At 40.3% G+C, this 21,366-nt stretch carries 26 protein-coding genes, 1 tRNA gene and 4 pseudogenes; 3 read left to right on the top strand and 28 right to left on the bottom strand.

What is annotated here, in order from left to right; genetic code table 11:
* Nucleotides 1-5 precede the first annotated feature (5 nt).
* The 18 genes and pseudogenes from AB5150_RS15415 to AB5150_RS15330 form a co-directional block, all read right to left on the bottom strand.
* Nucleotides 6-1,061 (bottom strand): ankyrin repeat domain-containing protein, encoded by a 1,056-nt coding sequence (locus AB5150_RS15415; RefSeq protein WP_238051851.1) that lies wholly within the window; start codon nucleotides 1,059-1,061, stop codon nucleotides 6-8.
* Between the two features lie 23 nt (nucleotides 1,062-1,084).
* Nucleotides 1,085-1,303 carry a hypothetical protein gene (locus tag AB5150_RS15410; RefSeq protein ID WP_330369790.1) on the bottom strand — a complete coding sequence of 73 codons (219 nt, stop codon included), beginning with the start codon at nucleotides 1,301-1,303 and terminating at the stop codon, nucleotides 1,085-1,087.
* Nucleotides 1,304-1,390: 87 nt separating this feature from the next.
* Nucleotides 1,391-1,663: a GNAT family N-acetyltransferase gene (locus AB5150_RS15405; protein WP_004853622.1), complete on the bottom strand. Its 273-nt coding sequence runs from the start codon at nucleotides 1,661-1,663 to the stop codon at nucleotides 1,391-1,393.
* Nucleotides 1,653-1,805, bottom strand: a complete 153-nt coding sequence (locus AB5150_RS15400; RefSeq protein ID WP_004853620.1) for a hypothetical protein — start codon at nucleotides 1,803-1,805, stop codon at nucleotides 1,653-1,655. The genes AB5150_RS15405 and AB5150_RS15400 overlap by 11 nt, the downstream gene beginning before the upstream one ends.
* 5 nt (nucleotides 1,806-1,810) lie before the next feature.
* On the bottom strand, nucleotides 1,811-1,996 hold the full coding sequence (locus tag AB5150_RS15395; protein WP_334290442.1) for a winged helix-turn-helix transcriptional regulator: 186 nt from the start codon (nucleotides 1,994-1,996) through the stop codon (nucleotides 1,811-1,813).
* Nucleotides 1,965-3,902 (bottom strand): VirD4-like conjugal transfer protein, CD1115 family, encoded by a 1,938-nt coding sequence (locus AB5150_RS15390; RefSeq protein WP_368292154.1) that lies wholly within the window; start codon nucleotides 3,900-3,902, stop codon nucleotides 1,965-1,967. Before AB5150_RS15390 ends, AB5150_RS15395 begins: the two co-directional genes overlap by 32 nt.
* Nucleotides 3,903-3,911: 9 nt before the next feature.
* Complete coding sequence (locus tag AB5150_RS15385) at nucleotides 3,912-4,691, bottom strand: hypothetical protein (RefSeq protein WP_055147671.1); 780 nt, start codon at nucleotides 4,689-4,691, stop codon at nucleotides 3,912-3,914.
* A 264-nt stretch (nucleotides 4,692-4,955) separates the two neighbouring features.
* A complete protein-coding gene (locus tag AB5150_RS15380) occupies nucleotides 4,956-5,363 on the bottom strand; it encodes a hypothetical protein (RefSeq protein WP_055147668.1) in 408 nt (135 codons plus the stop codon).
* Nucleotides 5,364-5,708: 345 nt separating this feature from the next.
* The gene (locus AB5150_RS15375) at nucleotides 5,709-6,323 is read right to left on the bottom strand and encodes an ATP-binding cassette domain-containing protein (RefSeq protein ID WP_082418104.1); all 615 of its coding nucleotides are present in this window, start codon (nucleotides 6,321-6,323) and stop codon (nucleotides 5,709-5,711) included.
* Complete coding sequence (locus AB5150_RS15370) at nucleotides 6,314-8,278, bottom strand: hypothetical protein (protein ID WP_055147662.1); 1,965 nt, start codon at nucleotides 8,276-8,278, stop codon at nucleotides 6,314-6,316. The genes AB5150_RS15375 and AB5150_RS15370 overlap by 10 nt, the downstream gene beginning before the upstream one ends.
* 250 nt (nucleotides 8,279-8,528) lie before the next feature.
* Nucleotides 8,529-9,644 (bottom strand): DUF6017 domain-containing protein, encoded by a 1,116-nt coding sequence (locus tag AB5150_RS15365; RefSeq protein WP_008400177.1) that lies wholly within the window; start codon nucleotides 9,642-9,644, stop codon nucleotides 8,529-8,531.
* Complete coding sequence (locus tag AB5150_RS15360) at nucleotides 9,641-10,546, bottom strand: ParB/RepB/Spo0J family partition protein (RefSeq protein ID WP_055147659.1); 906 nt, start codon at nucleotides 10,544-10,546, stop codon at nucleotides 9,641-9,643. The genes AB5150_RS15365 and AB5150_RS15360 overlap by 4 nt, the downstream gene beginning before the upstream one ends.
* A complete protein-coding gene (locus AB5150_RS15355; protein ID WP_008400179.1) occupies nucleotides 10,539-11,321 on the bottom strand; it encodes a ParA family protein in 783 nt (260 codons plus the stop codon). Before AB5150_RS15355 ends, AB5150_RS15360 begins: the two co-directional genes overlap by 8 nt.
* 19 nt (nucleotides 11,322-11,340) lie before the next feature.
* Nucleotides 11,341-11,586: a hypothetical protein gene (locus AB5150_RS15350; RefSeq protein WP_044998373.1), complete on the bottom strand. Its 246-nt coding sequence runs from the start codon at nucleotides 11,584-11,586 to the stop codon at nucleotides 11,341-11,343.
* Nucleotides 11,587-12,128: 542 nt separating this feature from the next.
* Complete coding sequence (locus tag AB5150_RS15345; protein ID WP_022216261.1) at nucleotides 12,129-12,503, bottom strand: desulfoferrodoxin family protein; 375 nt, start codon at nucleotides 12,501-12,503, stop codon at nucleotides 12,129-12,131.
* 27 nt (nucleotides 12,504-12,530) lie between these two features.
* Nucleotides 12,531-13,475, bottom strand: coding sequence for an L-lactate dehydrogenase (locus AB5150_RS15340; RefSeq protein WP_021739968.1), 945 nt, complete (start codon nucleotides 13,473-13,475; stop codon nucleotides 12,531-12,533).
* A gap of 27 nt (nucleotides 13,476-13,502) precedes the next feature.
* Nucleotides 13,503-14,045, bottom strand: a complete 543-nt coding sequence (gene rbr / locus AB5150_RS15335) for a rubrerythrin (RefSeq protein ID WP_044998372.1) — start codon at nucleotides 14,043-14,045, stop codon at nucleotides 13,503-13,505.
* A gap of 7 nt (nucleotides 14,046-14,052) precedes the next feature.
* Nucleotides 14,053-14,218 (bottom strand): annotated as a pseudogene (locus AB5150_RS15330) (transcriptional repressor); the annotation flags it as partial.
* Nucleotides 14,219-14,526: 308 nt separating this feature from the next.
* On the opposite strand from AB5150_RS15330, the gene AB5150_RS15325 reads away from it, so the two are divergent.
* A complete protein-coding gene (locus AB5150_RS15325; protein WP_330376155.1) occupies nucleotides 14,527-14,613 on the top strand; it encodes a hypothetical protein in 87 nt (28 codons plus the stop codon).
* Between the two features lie 107 nt (nucleotides 14,614-14,720).
* Entirely contained in the window at nucleotides 14,721-15,506 is a 786-nt protein-coding gene (locus tag AB5150_RS15320) for an alpha/beta hydrolase (protein ID WP_368292153.1), read from the top strand.
* On the opposite strand, the pseudogene AB5150_RS15315 reads toward AB5150_RS15320, so the two are convergent.
* The 4 genes and pseudogenes from AB5150_RS15315 to AB5150_RS15300 form a co-directional block, all read right to left on the bottom strand.
* Nucleotides 15,473-15,691: pseudogene (locus AB5150_RS15315) on the bottom strand (methylated-DNA--[protein]-cysteine S-methyltransferase); the annotation flags it as partial. The gene AB5150_RS15320 and the pseudogene AB5150_RS15315 overlap by 34 nt on opposite strands.
* Before the next feature lie 13 nt (nucleotides 15,692-15,704).
* Nucleotides 15,705-15,851 carry a hypothetical protein gene (locus tag AB5150_RS15310; protein ID WP_243106243.1) on the bottom strand — a complete coding sequence of 49 codons (147 nt, stop codon included), beginning with the start codon at nucleotides 15,849-15,851 and terminating at the stop codon, nucleotides 15,705-15,707.
* Between the two features lie 54 nt (nucleotides 15,852-15,905).
* Entirely contained in the window at nucleotides 15,906-16,139 is a 234-nt protein-coding gene (locus AB5150_RS15305; protein ID WP_022216573.1) for a hypothetical protein, read from the bottom strand.
* 383 nt (nucleotides 16,140-16,522) lie between these two features.
* Nucleotides 16,523-16,915: pseudogene (locus AB5150_RS15300) on the bottom strand (sugar O-acetyltransferase); the annotation flags it as partial.
* Nucleotides 16,916-16,943: 28 nt separating this feature from the next.
* On the opposite strand from AB5150_RS15300, the gene AB5150_RS15295 reads away from it, so the two are divergent.
* Nucleotides 16,944-17,300 carry a helix-turn-helix transcriptional regulator gene (locus AB5150_RS15295; protein WP_173795097.1) on the top strand — a complete coding sequence of 119 codons (357 nt, stop codon included), beginning with the start codon at nucleotides 16,944-16,946 and terminating at the stop codon, nucleotides 17,298-17,300.
* Here the strand turns inward: AB5150_RS15295 and AB5150_RS15290 are convergent.
* The 6 genes and pseudogenes from AB5150_RS15290 to AB5150_RS15265 form a co-directional block, all read right to left on the bottom strand.
* Nucleotides 17,295-17,894 carry a YitT family protein gene (locus tag AB5150_RS15290; RefSeq protein WP_368292152.1) on the bottom strand — a complete coding sequence of 200 codons (600 nt, stop codon included), beginning with the start codon at nucleotides 17,892-17,894 and terminating at the stop codon, nucleotides 17,295-17,297. The genes AB5150_RS15295 and AB5150_RS15290 overlap by 6 nt on opposite strands.
* Before the next feature lie 204 nt (nucleotides 17,895-18,098).
* Nucleotides 18,099-18,977 carry a LysR family transcriptional regulator gene (locus AB5150_RS15285; protein ID WP_368292151.1) on the bottom strand — a complete coding sequence of 293 codons (879 nt, stop codon included), beginning with the start codon at nucleotides 18,975-18,977 and terminating at the stop codon, nucleotides 18,099-18,101.
* 148 nt (nucleotides 18,978-19,125) lie between these two features.
* Nucleotides 19,126-19,397 (bottom strand): annotated as a pseudogene (locus tag AB5150_RS15280) (LacI family DNA-binding transcriptional regulator); the annotation flags it as partial.
* 174 nt (nucleotides 19,398-19,571) lie between these two features.
* The gene (locus AB5150_RS15275) at nucleotides 19,572-20,852 is read right to left on the bottom strand and encodes a type II toxin-antitoxin system HipA family toxin (protein WP_349819045.1); all 1,281 of its coding nucleotides are present in this window, start codon (nucleotides 20,850-20,852) and stop codon (nucleotides 19,572-19,574) included.
* Between the two features lie 3 nt (nucleotides 20,853-20,855).
* Nucleotides 20,856-21,068 carry a helix-turn-helix domain-containing protein gene (locus AB5150_RS15270; RefSeq protein ID WP_004853489.1) on the bottom strand — a complete coding sequence of 71 codons (213 nt, stop codon included), beginning with the start codon at nucleotides 21,066-21,068 and terminating at the stop codon, nucleotides 20,856-20,858.
* A gap of 221 nt (nucleotides 21,069-21,289) precedes the next feature.
* A tRNA-Trp gene (locus AB5150_RS15265) sits at nucleotides 21,290-21,360 on the bottom strand.
* Between the last annotated feature and the right edge of the window lie 6 nt (nucleotides 21,361-21,366).

Genomic DNA, 21,366 nt, shown 5'->3' with positions numbered 1-21,366 from the left:
TTGATCTATCTTTTATAATCAAGTTCTCCCACTGCCATAGGATTCAGATTCAGTGTCACCCATTTGACCGAAAGTTCTGTGAGTCTGTTTATATCCGTCTCATCGGCGTCCTTGATGCCGTTTATGAGTCCGGCAAATTCTCTCTGCTCGTCCACGTCAAGTGGTGTGCCCATACATATGTATCGATACAGGGCATTTGCCATGCTCTTGAAATCTGAATCCCAGTTGCAGCATCCGTTATCTAGTATCTCATAGGCAAGTTTTCCCGATATACGGATGACCTCGCCCTGAACTGTGCCCGCATGTCCCGAACCAGGCACAAGAAGATTCCACAATTCTCCATGCTGCTTCTGCCAGCGCTTCTCATGAATGACGATCGGCGATGTGCCGTCATATTCTACCCGCCTTGGAACAGAGGCAACTCCGAGCAGTCCGTACAGACTCTCCATCGCCCTGTCAAGCTCCGGCATAATATCTGGACTCATATCTTTCCTGCGAAACTCTATATCCTCAGCCGCGCTTCTCATATATGTTCTTATTTTATCTGTGACCGGAACTCCTATCCCGATCAGATACTCTGCTACCGGCGCAAGCTTTATCAGATCAAATGTCCTTGCCCAGTGAAACGCTCTCTCAAGTGGAGTCTCCCCTGATCTGGATGTCACTTCTGCATCTGCTCCCGCCTGTATCAGACATTTGACAAGCTCAAGATTGCCAGTCTTCACAGCCACATGCATTACGGTCTCTCTGTCAAGGCCCTGGGTGGCTGTTATGTCTGCGCCCAGCTTCACCAGCGCTATTGCCTGTTTCTCTGATGACATTCTTCCAGCATGATAAAGCAGCGGTGTGTAGCCATACTGGTCAACATAGTTGATGTCGATCCCCTGCTCTATCAGCCACCGCATCATCTCCTCTGAAAGTGGAAATTCCAGTGCATTTCCCTTGTTGTATCCGCCATATGCATTGATGTCGCATTTGCCCAATACCTTCTTGATGTCCTCATCACTTGCCGTCTGCACAAGCTGCTCAAAATCCTTTGGCAGTGTTTTTCTCTTTGCCATGTGTGTACCTCCCATATTCTATTCTACTTACCCCTGATCTTCCTGACATTCCTGTTCATCATATGCCTTCCCCAGTTTCTGTACAGGAACGCCTTCACCCTTGACATCTCCTGATGGTGTTCTTTTAACAGTTCATCCGGCGAATCATACACTCCGAAATCCTGATTGATACCTTCGCTCTGGATATATGTATTATTCCTGTCAAAATCTATAACAGGATTCTTAAAGTCCTTAACTGCCACTCCACTTTCTCTCTCTGATGAGCTGCTTGATATTCTCATTTGAATAGTCGAGCATCTTTGTCTCTGTCAAATAATCGTGCATCCCTTTTACCTCTTATCCGAAAAATTGCATATCTGTATCGGTGTGCCACCTTCCATAACGTGGAAACCGTGTCTCTCATAGAAAGCGACATTCTTGCTGTCCTCCTGCATTCCCTCTATGTACAGATAATTCTTATATTTATCTCTAATATATTCTACCATATTTCCGGCTATTTTCTGCCCCTGATATTCAGGATGCACAAGAACATAGTGTACAAATGCCACCAGCTCTGAATCATCCAACACTCTTGCAAGTCCGACAAGGCGCTCACCCACCATCCCATGCGGTAAGAACAGTCTGTGAGTTCATAAGTGCTTTGTGAAGTCTCTGTGGGTATTCTGCCGAGATCCACCCAACCGACTTAAAAAGCTCCTGTACCTGATCCTGTGTAAATGTTTTCTCTTCTGTATATTTTATCATTATGTCTACCCCCTATGGTCACATTTCTGGCACTGTGTCATCTCGTTTTCGTTGTCTTCCTTGTAAAAGGTTCCTGACCACTGACAAATACTCTTAAGTATCGGTACAACGGATCTGCCCTTATCTGTAAGTGAGTATTCAACTCTCGGAGGAATCTCATCATATGATCTTAGAAAACTTTGGTTTTCCATATTCGGAAACATATTTCTCAATGTCAAATTGATTTTTCTTGTCAAAATCCGAAAGCTCTTTGTACATCTCATGTGCGGTTATATCAACCTTATCTGAAAAGAACGGTCTTACTCCACGCACCTGCAATATACATTTGCCGCCATCCATAAGAGCCAGGCGGTCTTGGCTCATAAGCTCCCGCCCAAGTTTCTGATAGTTCAGACCATAGGACTGAGATGTTCCTCTGGTATCAGAGGTGTTGTACGTGTCAATAGTTTCCTTACCCAGCACCTCCGACAGATCTTTTAATGTTGACTTCTCCTTGCCACCCAAAAACAGAAATGTATCGCAATTACCCTCGATCGTCTCTGCGTTATCCTTATAAATTGACTTTAACTGAGCCTTAGACTGTAGGATAATGGAAGCCGATATCTCTCTGCTTCGTATGGTTGCAATCAGCTTGTCAAACTTCGGAATCTGTCCGATGTTTGCGAACTCGTCCAGGATGCACCTCACATGTACCGGAAGCTTTCCATGGTATTCATCGTCTGCAATCGTACAGAGCAGATTGAAAAGCTGTGTGTACATGATTGATACCAAAAAATTAAGGGAATCATCTGTATCCGAAATGATGACAAACAATGCTGTCTTTCTTCTACCGATGTCCCCTAAGTCGAGTTCATCATATGCTGTTATCTCCCTGACTTCCTTGATATCAAATGGTGCAAGTCTCGCACCACAGGAAACCAGAATACTCTTGGCTGTCTTACCCGCCGCAAGCTTATATTTATGATACTGTCGTACTGCAAAAGAATCCGGATCAGCTTCTATGCCCTCTTCTTCATTACCAAATTCTATGTCTTTGAACATAAGGTCAATGGCATTCTCGAAGTCCTCATCCTCTTCTCTTGTCTCCGACGCATCTATCATGGCTAAAAGCGAGACAAAATTTCTCTCACTCTTCTTACAGTATTTCACAATGTATGCCACATACGCTGTGAACAGCAGCCTTTCCGCTTTCACCCAGAAATCTTCTCCGCTCTGCGCACCTTCACCCTTTGTATTTGCAATCAGCGTATTCACGAATTTAAGCACATCCTGCTCCGTGTGAATATATGCAAATGGGTTATAATGCATGGACTTTGCGAAATTGATTGTGTTGAATACCTTTATCTTATATGGTGTTCTCTTATAGATCACCTTGCCGGATTTGGTCTTTAAGACCTGTCCGTTCTTGCCGACTTTCGGTACTTTGTTACCCTTGTCATCAAGCTCCCATGCCCCTCTTGCAAGCATGGTGCCAACTTCTTCAAGTACAGTTCCCTTTGGATCAGTCACAACATATGAACACTGCATCTGCATAAGTGACGGTTTCACAAATCCTCTTGTTTTTCCTGCTCCGGAACCTCCGACAATCAGGATATTTTTGTTTCTGTCGTACTTTGGGTGTTCCGGTCTCGTCATTCTGAGCCACTCTGTTGCAGTCAGCGGAATGTTGTTCCACTTAACCGGGTCTGTATATGGTTCAAAATCCTTATCCGTTCCCCACTTGGCAGAGCCATATTCCTCTCTCGGACGGAACTGCTTGGCATTCTTCTTTCTGGAGTTCATGAAGAGCTTGAATGCCACACCTGCCCCGATACCACAGATAAGCGGTGTCAGCTTAAACGATGGTGTAAAATAAGGCTTGACCTGGAATATCAGTGAAAATGCTTTGACACACTTATCCAGCATATCGCCGCCATCTGCTGATACCACCGCCTGCACATACTTATTTATCACATAAAATATGATTACAAACGGGATTCCATCAATCGCTATCTTATTCGCATTCAGCTTTCCATTCTTGTAATACGGTTTCAGTATCTTCTTAGGTAATGCCTTTAGGTCATCAAGTATGGCACCGCCGATATTCTTATTCCCCATAAGCACCACCTATAAACTTGTATCCCGGCTCTTTTTCTTCGTTTTCTCTCGCTGCCGGTTCTTGTCTTTCTGTTTCTTCTGTGACTGCTCCTTCTTGTCCTTAATTCGCTCCGTAAGCGACTTATCCTTCTTCGGATTATGTTTTCTCGCCGCTTCCTTGATTTCCTCCTTTGCATTTGGTGTGATACTTCTGGATTCCAAAACTTCATTCTTGTGATCCTTGATCTCAAATCTCGTAGAGAATCTTGACAGTGTTTCCACATCATCCATATTTATCTCACCATTATTTACAAAGTCAGCCGACATAACCTCCTTGCCCTTATCATCGTAAAGTACAAGTGTCTTGGTCATTTCCTTCTGCTCCTCAAGTACCCGTTCGGAAGCCATCTTCAGTAATGCTGCCATCTGGTCTATGCTTTTCACTTCACAGAATGCAGTATGCGTGATGGAACCATCTGCCCTCGTTACCTTTTTCATATCCACCGGAATATGACTTTTCTTACAGGCTTTCTCCAAAAGCTCCGCTGTTCTCTCATCATTTACATCAATATGCGTGACATCTTTGCCCTCTCTGTTGAATCCCTTTAATGAGCCATGCGTTTCCTTATAATTCGACATTACCTTATCGACAACCTTGCCGAGCAATGTCTCCTTCTGTTCCTCGCTCATACCAGGATTCTGCTGTTCAGACCGCTTGCACGCATCTGCAATGGCAGTAATCAGATCTACGCTGACAGTCACAATCGCCTTTCCTGTCTGGAACGACTCCTGCGTCAATTCATCGACCATTGTTCTGTCCTCCCGATATTATTTTCTCTGTGCTTCCTGTCCTGTGTGGGTGGTCTTACCCACGGAATACCATTTTTGCTATACATCAGGTGTCCTCCTTCATTTTTATTTGAACTTCTGGACAATTTGTCCAAAAGCTGCTTTCTTGTTCTTTGTCCTTGAAGAGACAAAAAAAGAGCATTCATGCTTTTACACATAAATGCTCTAACGCTGTTTTTTTATAAAATTGTCTTAGCTGTTGTTCCCTACAAACTTGAATTTTTGTTATTCTACGATACCTTCAATATAGCTGTAATCAATATTTCCCTTTGTAACAGAATAGAAAAACGGATCTTTTCTAATTGTATCATCTGAGTTGATAATAAAATTATTCCAATCGCCTGCCTCGTTGCCATCAGACAAATAAATAGTAACTTTGAAACTATATCCCGTATATTCCAAAGATGGCTTTGACCGCTTTACTTCGACGCCATTCAAATTTTCGACAATATGCTGAATCTGCTCTTTGTCGGTAATATGTGTTGCGTTTCCGCTATTGCCATTGAAAACAACTATTTCCATGACCTCATTAGGGTCTAAGTCCATCAAGTCGAGTGGAATATTAAACCATACAACAATGCCAATCAAAAGAATTATCACAACAGACAGCAATATGATGATTTTCTTTTTCATATCAGCTCAACTCCTTTGTCAACTACCGATTTGTTTGTTCCATAAAATTCATTTTAGTCGCTTTCAAACTTGCTGGCGGCGGACGGTTTGTCAAAACCGTTTGCGGACGGCAAGTACACAGGGGATAGTCGCTTTAGCGGCGCAAGGGGGTGTAGCCACCTTGACGGAACAAAGTGACGCAACATTCTCGGTCATGCAGCTTTTTTCTGCTGACAGAGAATGAAGCTCCGCAGGACGCACTACTCTCGACAGAGAGTATAGAAGTGCGCCCTTTAGTTCCTAAAGGGATTTTCTTCTGACCCAAATTACATAAAATGTAGATCAAGACATTTCTAAGAGGTACTCTCAGATTTTCACAACATAAGGTTCATCTTCAATAATACTCTGATCGTGGGTAACAATGATAACCGTTTTACCTTCTTCATTGAGTTCGTGCAATAACCTCATAACAATATCTCTATTTTTCTTGTCAAGTGAGCCAGTAGGTTCATCTGCCAAAACAACAGAACATTTTTTCATCATAAGACGAGCTAAAGCAACTCTCTGTTGTTCACCACCGGAAAGCTGATAAACTTTTTTGTTAACTTCCTTTGATAACCCCACACGATTAAGAGCTTCTTTAAGTGATACTTTAGTTCGGCTTGATTTTTTAATCAAACTTAAATTTTCTTTAACTGTCTTATTTTCAAGCAGTGCAAAATTCTGAAAAAGAAACCCCACTGTATCCGCAAAAAAACTGTTTTTATTTTTAAGCCGGGTAATATTCAGCCCTTCGATTATGATACTGCCGCTATCCGGCTTTTCGATACCACCAATCATATTGAGCAAAGTGCTTTTTCCACTGCCGCTATCCCCGCTGATTACTACAAAACTTCCATCCGGAATTTCCAAATTAAAGTTGGAGAAAATTATTTTCTCTCCAAATGCTTTATTTAAGCCACGAATTATAATCATAAACATCCTCCCTTCAATGACTTTGAGATATTTGTTTTTTCAACCCACATAATATTTGTGAAAATGATTGCCATTTCAATAATGGTGAGCAATGATCCAATCAGTAAAGCAATCCCGACACTTGCGTTAGATATAAAAATCGAAACAATGCAAATCAATATCACAACGGCTATATTTTCTATGAGATTAACGGAAATAAATCTTTTGTGCCTTTCATAAAAGCTATAACCTAAAACCTTTTTGAGGGAGATTTCCATAGAGCTAAGTCTAAATTCCATTTTCGCTTCAGATACGATGATAGCGATATCTAACAGCAATACTAATACGCAAAGAGAGCTTATAAAGCTAATCAATTTTACAAGGAAACTATGACTATAAATGTAATCCTCTCCGACATTCGTCAGCATAAAATAGTGTGAACCAAGCTGTTCTGCATATTTTTTCGCAGCATTACGAATTGTGCTTTCATCGCATCCGTAGATTACCTCACCATTATATGTTCCTGTTTCGATATAACTTCCATTTAAAGCAACAGCCTCATTTGCCTGATAAATCACAATCGGATTTGTTACTCTTGACAATCCGTCAATAGCCTCTTCTCTGTTCGAATTGAGATAATAAAATTGCTCTCTGCCAGAATATTCTTTATAAACAACACGCAGTTCTTCTGCATTTTGGGTAAGAGAGCTAATTTCCTCTTTTGCGATATCTTTGTATGATTCCGCATTTCTTCCCTTTGGCACGAAGACCACGATATCCTCTTTTTCATCATCTTCAGTAAGCATATCAGAAAACCCTTGTAGCATATCTCTGGCATTATGATTTACAAAAATATAATTATCCGTATCGCTTATCCGGCTGCCTATGCAGACCACCGGATTTATAGTGTTGTATTCATTTTCGTAAAGGTCATTCCAAAATTTGCTCTCTTTGGATTCCTCCTCATTTTCTTCAAAAGGAGGTTCAATCTGCATAACTCCAAAATAATAATCATTATAATGATTTTCTAAAAGAGTCGTGTTTGTAAGTAAATTACCTTGAATGCTACTGAGATTTGTAGTTATTGTAAAAATTGTCATAGCAGTAGCAAATACTTTAAGACCGTTCAGAAGATAAAACATACCTTTTTTATCTGAAGCATTGGCAAAGGCTTTTTTTACATCAAAGCGGACAAAAGCAGCATAAGGAATTACGGAAAGAACTGCTCCGGCACAATACACTGCCAAAATGAGATGATCTTCATACGCTCCCGATATAAATTGAGAAACAAGCAACTTTGCTAAAACGAATAATGCAGCATATGAAATCATATCAGCCACTACAGCTTTTAGAGCAATCACAGCAGCATTTTCGCCCAGAGAAGCTCGTACAACTACTTCCTTTTGTCTGCGTATCACCTCAATCACATTAAGTACAATCATCAATATGGCAACCAAGCCCCAAACAATGAACATCATATCAGTTTCGGTTGATTGCCAAAACTCTGGCTGCGATATAGAATATTCTTTTGCCAAATCTTGATATGTGGCAATAATGTCATCATCATTACCGATATAGCTGACCATTATTTCCTGTCCATTGCCTGTGTTTTTTACTTCTCTAAAATCTTCAAATTCTATTACGGTGATTCCACCTATTAAAGCCGTATATGTTTTTTCCTCAATACCCATCGTGCTTTTAAGACTATCCCGAACAACGGTATCATCACCATAAATATAAAGTCTTGTCTGATAATTAGAAACTCTCTGATTAAAAGTCGAAAAAATATGAACACCATGCTTCTCAGCTGTATCTTCTGCATTGGCTAAAAATGAATCCATATCGTCATTAGTAGTTGTGTATCTGGACGATAAATAATAAGCACCATTAAAGTTCCAGAGCATATTTTGATATACTTCAGCTTGCATAACAAAAGCAAAAATAATCGTAATCAACAGCAATATATTTCTTATATGTTTCATTTGAAATTCTTAAACCTCCTTTGAATAGGTAACAGACACACGATTGCCCAAAATACTAATATGGATTTTTTCATACAACCACATTCTCTTGTTAAATTCCGATTTGTAAAACTGTTGCATTGATTATATCAAAGAATCATACTTGCAGCAATCCCCTTAAAACGAGAGGCAGGTGTGCCCTCCTGCCCCTCAAAAGGAAGGGAAGGTGAAAAATATATAGTCAACTGCTGTTTCCAGCAGCTATGAATCGTTACTTACCATAGAAGTCATGGTTTACTTCTGCTTTATAGTAATTACTACATGTTACCGGAGCATTATACAGTGTCGTGAGCATATAGCTTCGTATGTTGCGTACCTTTGTAGTATTGTTGCGAAGGCATTCCAGCACATACTCCATCGTATGAAAATCTATCTTCTCCAATCTGCTCCGAACAACATCATATGGGAAATCATATTTATTGATACGGATTACTGGCTGTTTAACCGCTATGGTCTCAACCATCAGCTCCACCAATTCGTTTATGTCCATCTTCTCTGTAGGATGGCACTGAAGCAATACGTCATAATCAATATTGTCTTTGATAAATGAGCGCACTTCATCCATCCTATCCATCGTATCAGTTTTCACGCCTGTGCCTGATGGAATGATAGGATAGGTAATCTCCTCCGTATTCTCTGTAGTATTCTCTGTATTTGTCTTACAAAACTTTGTATGAGGTGGTACATCGTTTTGTGGGAGGGTGTTACAAAATTTTGCAGGAGGGTCATACGAAGTTTTGTAGGGGGTGTTACAAAATTTTGTAGGAGGGTCATACAAAGTTTTGTATGAGGAGGTACAAAATTTTGTAACAGGCTTATTTGCTTGGTTTTCAGCCTGTTTTTGTATTTCTTCCCCTGTGTTTTCTACATCTTCGTCATCTCCTGGTATGTCCAGATATGTACATGTGTAAAGTCTATCAACGCATAGATCAATATACATGACATTATTTAAGACCATTCCGCTATTTGTTTCTATGTTACGGAATTCACGACGGATCACACCGATTTCCTCTAGTCTGTCAAACGCTGCCTTCACACTTCTCCGTGATTCTCCAAACTGCTCGGCAAAATCATTGTAGGTTTTCTGTAGCAAATCCTCTCGAAACTTTTTTCTGTAACCAATTGTCATGCCGCTATGCTCGTCCCGTACTTCCACAGGACGATACCAATACACGATTTCCGACAACACACAGATAGCGAGAAGGTATGGCTTGCCATTTTCACGCAAAATTGTTTTATACCAATTTACCGGTGTAACATTGCCACTAATGCTCATCTCTGCCAGCGCATCCACCGACGCATTACCGGTATTTACAATATTAGTCATGCCCTCTCACCTCTTTTCTTCCATTCATCTAAGAGGTTTATTATAACCTCTGTAATCTTTTCTTCCGTATATCCTTCATCAAAGTAGTCATCCAATCTGTCTGCCTTGAACGTTACCTTTCTCGGCTTTGCTAACACCTGTTCCGGAAGCATGATGTTCCTCACTTCTTCCTGTGTAAGCATATTTTCCCGGCAGGATGCCTTTAGTCTTGCCGACTGCTCTATATTAGGGAATATATTCCTGTCGAGTATTATATCGAGTACCCACTGCTGCTGCTCCTCGTTCAGATACGAAAGATCAACACCCTGAATAAAACCAATCTTTTTCCTGTCAACAAAGTCAAGCAGTTCATCAGAGAGCTTTGCAAGTCTGATATATCGCTGAATCTTCTTTGCGTTCTCGCCGGTTTCCTCACTCATGATATCAAGGCTACTACCCTTATCTCCCTTAATGCCCTGATGTTTCATGGCATAGTAACGCATACTATACGCCCTTGCCTTTTCGCTTGGAAAGATATCTTCTCTCTGAATGTTACTGTCCACCATGACAATGGTAGCTTCATCATCATTCAGATTGCGAATGAACATCGGCATGGTATCAAGACCGGCAAGTTCACAGGCAGCCTTTCTTGTGTGTCCGGCAATAATTTCATAACCACCCTGCGGTCGCATTCTCGCAATTCCTGGAACAAGCACGCCATACTGTCTGACACTCTCTACCATTTCCTCTAGCTTATCTTCATGGATCTGAAACGGATGATTTCTGAATGTATGCAGACTTGCTAAAGGTATTTCTCGGATTTCACCACCATTTGCATTTGCCTGTTCCAGATTTTCGTTTGTACCAAACAGATCGTCAAATGATTTCATCTTTATCTTGGAAGCACTATTGGATTTATTCATCTGCAAGCACCTCCTTTGCGAGCTTCTTATACGCCGCCGCAACTTTTCCTCTTGGGTCATGCTTGAATATACTCACACCCTCTGCGGAAGTCTCTGCCGCTCTCACAGAATGTGGGATAACCGCACCAAACACACGGACATTTTTGCCATAGATTTCTTCCACCATGGACTTGATTTCCTTTGCGTAATTGGTACGTCCAACCATCTTTGTGAAAACGATTCCCTCTATCCCAAGATTCGGATTCAGATATTTCTTTGTCCTGCCAAGGGTAGTGATAAGCTGTTGCAACCCCTTTACGGAAAGGTACGCTGCTTCTATCGGTATGATGACCGAATCAGCCGCAGTCAGGGCATTCATTGTCACCATGCCAAGGCTGGAATTGCAGTCAATCAGGATATAGTCATACAAGTTTCTCACACTTGTTATGTACTCTTTCAATATGTACTCTCTCCGCATGGTATTTACCAATGTGACTTCCAGTCCGGAAAGTTCGATATTGCATGGAAGAAAAGATACTCCCTCCTCATGTACAATAACCCCTTCCCGCTTTCCATAATCTTCATCATTGATCACTTTACCCATGATCGTCGAGAGAGTAACATCAAGCTCATCAGGCTCTGCTACGCCAAGGCTTGATGAAAGGGATCCCTGACTATCCGCATCTATAAGTAGTACCTTCTTGCCTTCTCTTACCAAACCTATACCTAAGTTCACTGTTGTCGTAGTCTTTGCTACGCCACCTTTTTGATTCACGATTGCTATTACTTTACACATACCGTTGTACCTCCATTCCCTATCGAATCACCATGCCACTTCCTACATAGTGACATTTTTCTTCTACCTGCATAACGTTACTTGGTTTCTTACCAGAATCCTTTTTCTTTCTTGATACTTCTGCATACACACGTTTATATTTATCTGTTCCAACATTATCGAAAAAAGTCGAAACATTATTTACTTCAAATCGTTTATCTCTCTGAAGTAAACGTACAAACCAACGTATGTCATTTTTTGTCCCTTGAAGCCTTATCTTTAACATATAGACACCTCCTTGAATAGAAAAATAAAAGGCAGGGATATTCAATATTTGTAATTAAATATCCCTGCCAAATTGGCTATTTTATTCACTTTTATTCATCAAAGAATATTGTGTCCCTCGTGTCGACTCTATAGCCGACAACGACATGAATTCTGTCCACTATCTGCTTTTTATGCCTTTTCACATCGGTTCTGCCGAAATTGAAAAAGCTGCAAAAGTGCGTAAATTCAAGGATTTTCACGAATCTGTACGACGTAGCCCTATTATAGTCTCCACAAGAGTTGTCTCAAGGAACACATCACCAACCACAAGCTTGCCATACTCTGTCACATCCTTGAATGCAACAGGCACAACATTCGGCTAACCATCTGAGCATGTGGCAAGATCCCACATTTCATTTTTTAATAATTTTATCACTGATTCTGTAAGCATAAGCACATCTCCTTTGTTTTTGATGCACCCATGATATTATATCTGCTCCCATCTGGTAAGATATCAGCAAATTTATGAGTTACTAATAAATTTGATAGCTTACTGATATTTTAGCATTTCCATAATCCATGCAGGTTACAATATGCATATACTTCTTCTACCTGTTCACCATCGCAAAGGCAAAAATCTGCTACCGGCTCCTGCCCTGGATTTAACTGTTTTCTGTATATTCCCTGGTTTGTATTTAATGTAATCCACTCAATGAAATGCTCTTCAAGCATTGGATGTTTTGTCTCTCCGACCACGACATGAACATGACTGCCTTCTATAGTATATACAGGTACATGCTTCTCGACAGCAGCATCTGTCACTCCGGCTTTTAATTCCTGCATAGGTTCTCCGCAACAAATTACAGGTACACCCTTATCCTTTACCTTTTCAACAATGTTTCCACAATGCTTACATATATAATACTTTACTTCCATGCCTTTTTCTCCTTCCATGTGTAAAATTTATAATTCAATTGTCTCCATAATCTTTTTCAATGAATCTGCAGATTCCTTAAGCTTTAACGCTTCCTCGCCACTTAAATTAATAGGTATATCAGACTCAATACCATCTGCACCTACAATAGCTGGCATACTTAACGATACTCCGTCAATATCATATACTCCATGAATCATGTGTGATACAGGAAGTATTGATTTTTCATCTCTCATAATCACTTCGCAGATTCTTTTTACAGACATTGCAATTCCATAATATGTAGCGTGCTTTTTGTTTATAATCTCATAAGCACTGTTCTTGACTGCTGTAGCTATTTCTGCCGTGTTTTCCTTGTGCTTGTAATGTCCACGCATTTCACACATTTCACTTAATGGAACACCAGATACATTGGCTGATGACCATGCTACAACTTCGCTGTCTCCATGCTCACCTACTATAAATGCATGAACACTCCTGCTGTCCACAGATAAATGCTCACCAAGCTTATATCTTAATCTGGCACTATCTAACACAGTACCCGATCCAATAACCCTGTTTTCTGGAAGTCCTGATAACTTTATGGCTACCTGAGTCAGGATATCTACCGGATTCGCAACTACAAGCATGATACCTGCAAAATTTCTCTTTGCTATTTCAGGAATGATTGACTTAAATATTGCTACATTTTTATTTACGAGATCAAGCCTTGTCTCTCCCGGTTTCTGTCCCGCTCCGGCAGATATGACAACAATTGCAGCATCAGCCACATCATCATAATCTCCGGCATATATTTTCATCGGACTCGCAAATGGAATACCATGACTGATATCCATCGCTTCTCCTTCTGCCTTGTTCTTATCTGCATCGATAAGGACAATCTCTGTAAACAAGCCACTCTGCATTAAAGCAAAGACTGACGCAGAACCGACAAAACCACAGCCTATCATTACTGCTTTTTTTGAATTAATCACTTGCTTTTTCGTAATAATCTCATCTCCTTAATAATTCTCTTCATGTACTTCAAAATAGCTCTGTGGATGATTACATACCGGACATACCTCAGGAGCCTTTGTTCCTACCACGATATGTCCGCAGTTACGGCATTCCCATACCTTAACTTCACTCTTTTCAAATACCTGTGCAGTTTCAATATTCTTAAGAAGTGCACGATATCTCTCCTCATGATGCTTCTCAATTTCTCCTACTGCTCTGAATTTTGCTGCAAGCTCAGGGAAACCTTCTTCTTCGGCTGTTTTCGCAAAGCCTTCATACATATCTGTCCACTCATAATTCTCGCCTTCTGCAGCTGCCGCCAGATTTTTCTTTGTATCACCAATTCCTGCTAATTCCTTGAACCACATCTTTGCATGTTCTTTCTCATTATCTGCGGTCTTTAAAAATAATGCAGACATCTGCTCATAGCCTTCCTTTTTCGCTACAGAAGCAAAATAGGTATACTTATTTCTCGCCTGAGACTCTCCTGCAAATGCCTCCTGTAAATTCTTCTCTGTCTGTGTTCCTGCATATTTGTTTACTGCCATCTCTTTTACCTCCGTTTTCTTTACTATTTTTCTCCCTGCATTTCGGGCAAATGTCTTTAAATGAAATATCATAATCCAAAAATTCAATTCCATGAATGTTACGAATTTTTTCCAGCAAATTCGGTAATTTCATCCATATCCGCATCAAAAATCTCGCTGCACTTTACGCACCTTCCTCTACCAATATATCAAGATTTTTTTGAATGGCATTTTTCCTGCTTGTCGCCGCTCATTATTGGGATTAGTTCTTAATAAGGATTATATTCTATTTTTATTTTATTGTCAAGAAAATAGTAATAATTCTCATTCTCTGACTTTCCTCTTTGCATTTTCTTAATCTCAGAGAAGGGTATGATGAAAAAGAATTGAAAGATGCAATCATGGATAATTCCCCAAAAATTCTTCTTGAATTAGATCGTGAATTTGCTTTTGTCAGCAAAGAATACCCTTTTTTGTCGGAGATGCTAAAAAATTTATTGATATGCTGTTCTACAACATACAAAAACACCGTTATGTTTTAATTGAAGTCAAGACAAGGGCATTGATTCCGGAGATATGGGACAATTAGGAACTTACATTGACAGTCGCTTTCGCCAGTGCTAGTATCTGCATTAGTTAGGTATGTCTAACGTGCTTGATTTTAGCACATTAACAAACAATTGGGAGAATATTTTTATGAAAATTTACGAATTCGGGGATAAAAATAAACCGAGCATCATGCTCTTTCCTGGCACCTGCTGCTATTGGAAAACCAACTTTGGACACGTTCTTGATGGGCTTCAGGAGCACTTTCATACTCTGGTTGTCAGCTACAGTGGATTTGACGATACGGAGAATTCTACATTTATTTCAGAGCTTGACGAAGTTCTGAAGGTTGAGAACTACATCAAAGATAAGCTTGACGGAAAGCTGTTTGCAGCGTACGGCTGTTCCCTCGGAGGTTCATTTGTCTCTCTCCTGATTGGGCGTCAGGATATACATATAGATCATGGAATCATAGGTTCAAGCGACATGGATCAGGCGCCAAAGTGGCTGGCAAAACTTGAGACAGCCATCATGATGCCTATGTTCTATCCTTTTATCACCGGCAAGGAAAGCGGTATTCTGAAAAAAGTATTTGAGAAGAAAATGAACGAAGGAAATGACAGTTCTGAATATATGAAGAAATTCATGGAGATCATGGGCAAAGGAAGTGGAATAGACTTTTCATTCATATCCAAGGAGTCCATGAAGAATCAGTTCTGCACCGACCTGTACACAAGCGTTGGAGAACACATAAACGTACCCGGAACGACTATCCACGTATTCTACGCCAAGAAAATGGGGGAGAAATATCTTGAGCGTTACAGGAAGTGTTTCGCCGATCCGGATATCTGTGAATTTGATCTGCAGCACGAAGAACTACTGCTTGACGCCGATCGCTGGGTTCATGAGGTCTGCAGGGTGTGCGGCATAAACTGATCTGCTCCTTTCTTAGGTCTGAATAAATCTTTCATATCTGTTTTCTCTATCTCCAGCAGCTTGATCTTCTTGTCTATTCCACCTGCATAACCGGTCAGACTTCCATTTGTACCGACTACTCTGTGACACGGGATGACGATTGATATTGGATTGTGACCAACAGCACCGCCAACCGCCTGAGCAGACTTTTAAAACAGATCACCCCTCTTGAAGCATTTTTCTCAAATCGCCCAATGTCTCGGATGCAGGGGCAACCCTGACATTTCTCACATCATCTTCTGCCTCAGCCAGAATTTCTAGCAGTTCTATACGAACATTCATGTTTTTATATTCTTCATATGACATAACCACATCATCTCCTCTGACACAACCTCAAATCAATATTAATCTGAGTCTCTCCTACTTCTTAACAACCAAATGCACGGCCCCTGCAAATGAAAGTACAATGATCACCACATATACGATCAGTGTAATCAAGTGTCCATTCTGCCAGTTGTCCACCGCAAGCAGAGTCCATAGTGCGCCCTGAACCAACTGCGTTGCAATCTGTATCTTCTTATTACCCTTATTCTTACAGCTTATTATAAGTAATATTATGTAAACAACAAGACCTATACTCAGTAAAATGCTCATCACAAATATAACCACCTTTCGTCTGTATACTCATCTAGTTAGTTTTTCCTAACCAACTTCATTTTAGCACTAATTATTTTAAATTCAATCAGACAAATTCATAAGTTATATTAAGTATGATGAACAGCACAAATTTAAGAGGATGGTGTATTGCCTCAGTAATACTCCCACCCTCTAATGACTGATTTTTCTGTTGTCCGAACAACGAGACCGACCCTTACGTTCGGCATTGGAGCAAAGTTTTTCGCTGCCTGCCAGCGTCCTGTATCTTTCGCAACAGGATAGGTCACAAGTAATGTAACCTCGGATTGAATCGTGTCAGCCCACGTTGTTCTCATTATGCACTGACACCCAGAAAAATTCAATGAACCTGTGGTGTAACATTACCAGCCCAGCTTCTGGCAGATCTCAGCCCAGGCTTCATCGTCTATCTCCTCATCGCGGAAAAGTCTTCTCTTGTCATCCTCTGTGATCATGCGAAGCACCTTACATGGATTTCCCACTGCAACTGCCCAATCAGGGATATCCTTTGTAACAACACTGCCCGCACCGATTATAACGTTACTTCCAATATGCACGCCAGGGCAGATCACAGTGTTGCCGCCTATCCACACGTTGTCCCCAAAGGTCACTTCCTTGCCATACTCCCACATAGCACTGCGCACATCAGGATATATCGGATGACCTGCTGTGTATATCGCTACATTTGGCGCCATGAAACAATTGTCACCTATGGTCACCTTTGCAACGTCAAGGATTGTACAGTTATAATTTGCAACTTTGTCAACAGCAGATGCCTGCACTATGGATACTCAGAATAAGAATGTAGAAAATTCATATGACCTCCTGTCACTCACCGCCATGATCGGATTCATCCAGAAGAATTATCCAGGCAAGCTATTGCTCAAAGACATCTCCAGCGCCGGAAGCTGCTGCAAAACAAAATGCACATCTCTTTTCCAGAAATACCTGTCGGTATCACCCATGCAATACCTGAACAACTATCGCCTTGAAAAGGGATGTGCTATGCTTAGAAACTCTTCTATGTCCGTGACCGATGTGACATACGCCTATGGATTTTCCGGTACGAGCTATTTCTGTGAGTTGTTTCACAGGCACTATGGGATTACGCCGAATGAATATAGGAAAGAGAATTTATAGTTTTATGATTCTCTTTGCTCTCCCAACAGTAAACTGAATTATTGGCCCCGATACAATCACAGTAACAACCGTACACACACCGAACTTTCCCCCAAGGATCACACCTATCACAACCATGGTAGCATCAAGTATCATTCTGACTACCTTCACCTGCCAGTGATTCTTCTCTGCAAGCGCAAATGTCACGGCCTCATATGAACCACGCCCAAGGTCTGCTGCCGCATACAGTCCTGTTCCCACCGCAAACAGCACAATTCCGACGAGCATGATCAACATATTGAGCCATATGTATTTGCTGTAGACATGCATTTGCGCAAACAGATCAACACACAGACTGTAAACGATCTGGTAAAGTATCGTTCCTATATGTATCTGCGATCTGTCATATATGAGCACAAAAAGTATCATTATCACCGCCACGATGAACGATGCTGCTCCGATACTCACATGAAACGTACCGGATATTCCCTGCCATAATACCGCAAGCGTTGCACCGCCAAATCCGGCATACAATGCCAGGGTTATACCATATGCGGCAATAACTGAACCAATTATTATAACAGTTATCTTCTTTATCCACTCTCTTTTACTCATACAACCTCCTGTTGCCAAATAAAAAGACTATAGATAAAACTGTTATGTTCAGAAACAGCAAAATCTATAGTCTTCTTACGTGCCGAGACAAGCTCTTTTTAATTGTTGCTATACTATATCATTTATAACTTTTTGTCAATAACTGGTATTTCATCCCCTACCACCTGGATACAAATTCAAGAGTCTTGTCAATTAAATTCTCTCCTATGCCTGAAAAGCATTTATTTCTTCTATCATCTTACTGACCGCCAGGGAATATGGAATGTTTCGTCTCCAGGCAATCACGGTACTTGTCGTAATTTCAGGAAAAATTTTTCGTTGTACAAGAATGTCATCTCTCCAATACTTTGCGGCACCTTCGATTGATATCGGATACCCCAAACCATTTGCTGCCATGACTCCGGCATTGGTTCCAAGATTACTCGTAAAAGCAATCTGCAGTTTCGAAAAGTCTTTTCCAAACCAATTGGCGAGTTCACTTTGAACATTTCCTCTTTCGGGCAGGATCAATGGTTTTCCTATGAGATCTTCCTTTTTTATAAACTCTTTTTGGGCCAGCGGATCATCTGGCCGCATTCCAACACACCAGTGATCACAATCCGTAATCCGGATATAATCCAAACCTTCGGTGTCCACTGGCTCCAAGAACAATGTAATGTCTACAAGTCCTTTGCTCATCATCTCATACACTGCATCTGCTGTTGCAGTATGCAATGCAATCTGAACCAGCGGATATTTTTCCTTGTACGTTTTACATATCTTCGCCAATGTCTCCATTGCCGCAAATTCACCGCATCCAATGGTTATAGTGCCCTCTACTACCGTTTCTTTCCCTTTAAGTTCCTCTAGTGTTATTTCCTCAAGATTAAGAATCTCCAGGGCTCGCCTTTTTAATAGAATTCCCTCATCAGTGAGTGAACTTCTCTTCCCCATACGAATAAATAATGTTACTCCAAGCTCCTCTTCAAATGCCGCCATTTGTCTTGAAAGCGTTGGCTGGGTAATATGCAATTGTTCTGCTGCTTTTGTAAAGCTCTGTTCTTTTGCTACTGTCAGAAAATAGCGTAATAGTCTTAATTCCATATCTTTAAAGTCCTAGTATTTCCTTGTTTTTTTCAAACCTTTTAATCAGTTCTTTTCCCATTACTATAATTTCATTTCGCCAGGGATGAACGAAGATTCCACAATTCATTGAAATATCTTCCATTGGCGAGAATTATAATCCATTCGCCAGTGATGCCATCACGAATCCATCTTCTAAACCCCCCCTTCATACTTCACATGGTCATTCACCACCACTCCAATGATTCTTGAGTTGTTTCTCGCAAGCAGAATGCCTGCCATATTCGGGATATATCCTGTCCTTTCAAGCTCCTGCTGAACACGTTTTACTGTTTCATCTGAAATCTTTTCTGTATTTCCATGAATCACTTTTGAGACAGTTGCGGTACTAAGTCCTAGTGCATCTGCGACATCCACAATCCTAACCCTGTTATGTATCATATCCATACCCTCTTTACCTGAATTTGTAATTACATGGTACAATCAAAATCTGATTTTTACAAAGGTTAAACGCATAACCCATAACAAAATCCTTATTATGTTTTTGTCGTATTTTACTAAAACGTTCTGTCCCTTCTTGCATAGTCCAAGCATTAGTCATTGATCTTGTATTTCTTATGAAATAAACTCTCTCCTCTTGTCCCTAATTCTCTCATAAATATCAATCGCCTTGTTAAATCCCTTGCCCAGTAATTCATCACATGCTTTATTCAGCGCATCTGGAAAAGCATTTGCCAAATAATCAAACCGCTTCATGGCCATTTGCTCTCCTAGTCCAATATTAGCCGCTTCTCTTCTAAATGAATCTCTGGTGATCTTTTCGATATCATACTCATTCCCAATACTAAATGCCATATCTCTGGTACTGCTTGTATATATCACAGTACTCAATATGTCATATGCCGGTGCCAAACGTACTGTTTTCAACTCTTCATCATAAAGCAATGAAACATTTTTGATATGATTATCTGTATTGCCTATTAGGTAATTGAATATACATATATCCCACATTTTCAATTGATCTGCTATCGGGTTGAACGATTTCTGTCTTATGATCTCAAACATCATTTTTAAATATCCGGCATTATCACTCTCATATTTGTTATGCGCCGAAATTCCCATCGCTTGAGAGAAATCTTCCTGATGTAACCTGTACGGAACACTTAACCCATTGATTTTTTTTAATCCGTCCTTTATTGCACGATCATATCTTTTAGTTGCTAGCAAAACTTCCTCATCTCTGCCATCTCCGACATTGACTATAAAACTTTCAGGAATCTCTATTCCCATATTTCCTGCCGTCATCATACACAACTGCTCATTTGTAACTATTCCGTCAAGCCTTACATGACTCTGCTTTACTATATGTGTACTTGGCGCTGACCCTTTGGGTAAATACCAATCTTTATTATTTTCATCATAATATAACCCAACCTTTCCAGATGCTCCTGTAAGTGACAAATGTGACTTTGTGACTAACTCCGCAGTCTCCATTGCTCCTTCTCTTGCCAACTGACTAACCTCATCAATTGTCAATTTCTGATAATCTGCATTTACTACTTCGTTATTCTCATCTGTAATTTTTATTGCTCCCAGACACTCATTACCTAACCCGGCTAATAATGACAGATAATTATTTGCGTCTGTATGCAATAACCCAGCCACACATCTTCTGGTAAATCCTTCAGGTAACAAACCTTCAAAAAAATTCCTTGTATCATCAACGGAAAATGCATTTTCAGATAATGGCAAATGAATTGATATCGGTCTGGCTATGTTACCAGATAAATACTCTTCTGCATATGAGAATCTAGCATCTTCTTCTTTTTCTCCAATTATACGACCTACATATGTCTGCAAGCCACCAATCTCTATCCAAACCCCCAAATTTCTCATATTCTAACCTCTCTTTTCTACGAGAATATCCATTCCCAGTAAATTGATAATTGTAATTGCCTTTCCGATTTCTGCTGTAGCCTTACCTCTTTCCAAATCCGAAATAAAACTTACACTAAATCCTGTAAATTCTGCTATATAAGCCTGAGTATATTTCAGTTCTTTTCTTCTTATTCTGATTGCCTCACCCAAAGATTTTGAATCTATTATTTTCATACATATTCCTCGTCTTTCTATATCAAATTATCAACACATAACTTCATACACATCATATGGTCGTACGGCTAAATTATATATATACGCTTTGCAAATAAGCCGTACGGCTAATTTTGTATAGTTCTGATTATACAATAAGCCGTACGGCTAAGTCAACTTTTCTTATATAAATAAAAAACGCCAGAAACCTTGTAAAATCAAGGTTTCTGACGTCTAACAAACAGGGGATGAGAGAATCGAACTCCCACCAAAAGTTTTGGAGACTCCTATCATACCATTTGACCAATCCCCTATATAC

The organism is Coprococcus sp. RTP21281st1_F1_RTP21281_210402, assembly GCF_040915325.1.
Taxonomy (GTDB): Bacteria; Bacillota; Clostridia; order Lachnospirales; family Lachnospiraceae; genus Coprococcus; species Coprococcus aceti.
Note: the sequence above shows the minus strand (reverse complement) of the source record. Positions and strands in the feature narration are given on the sequence as shown.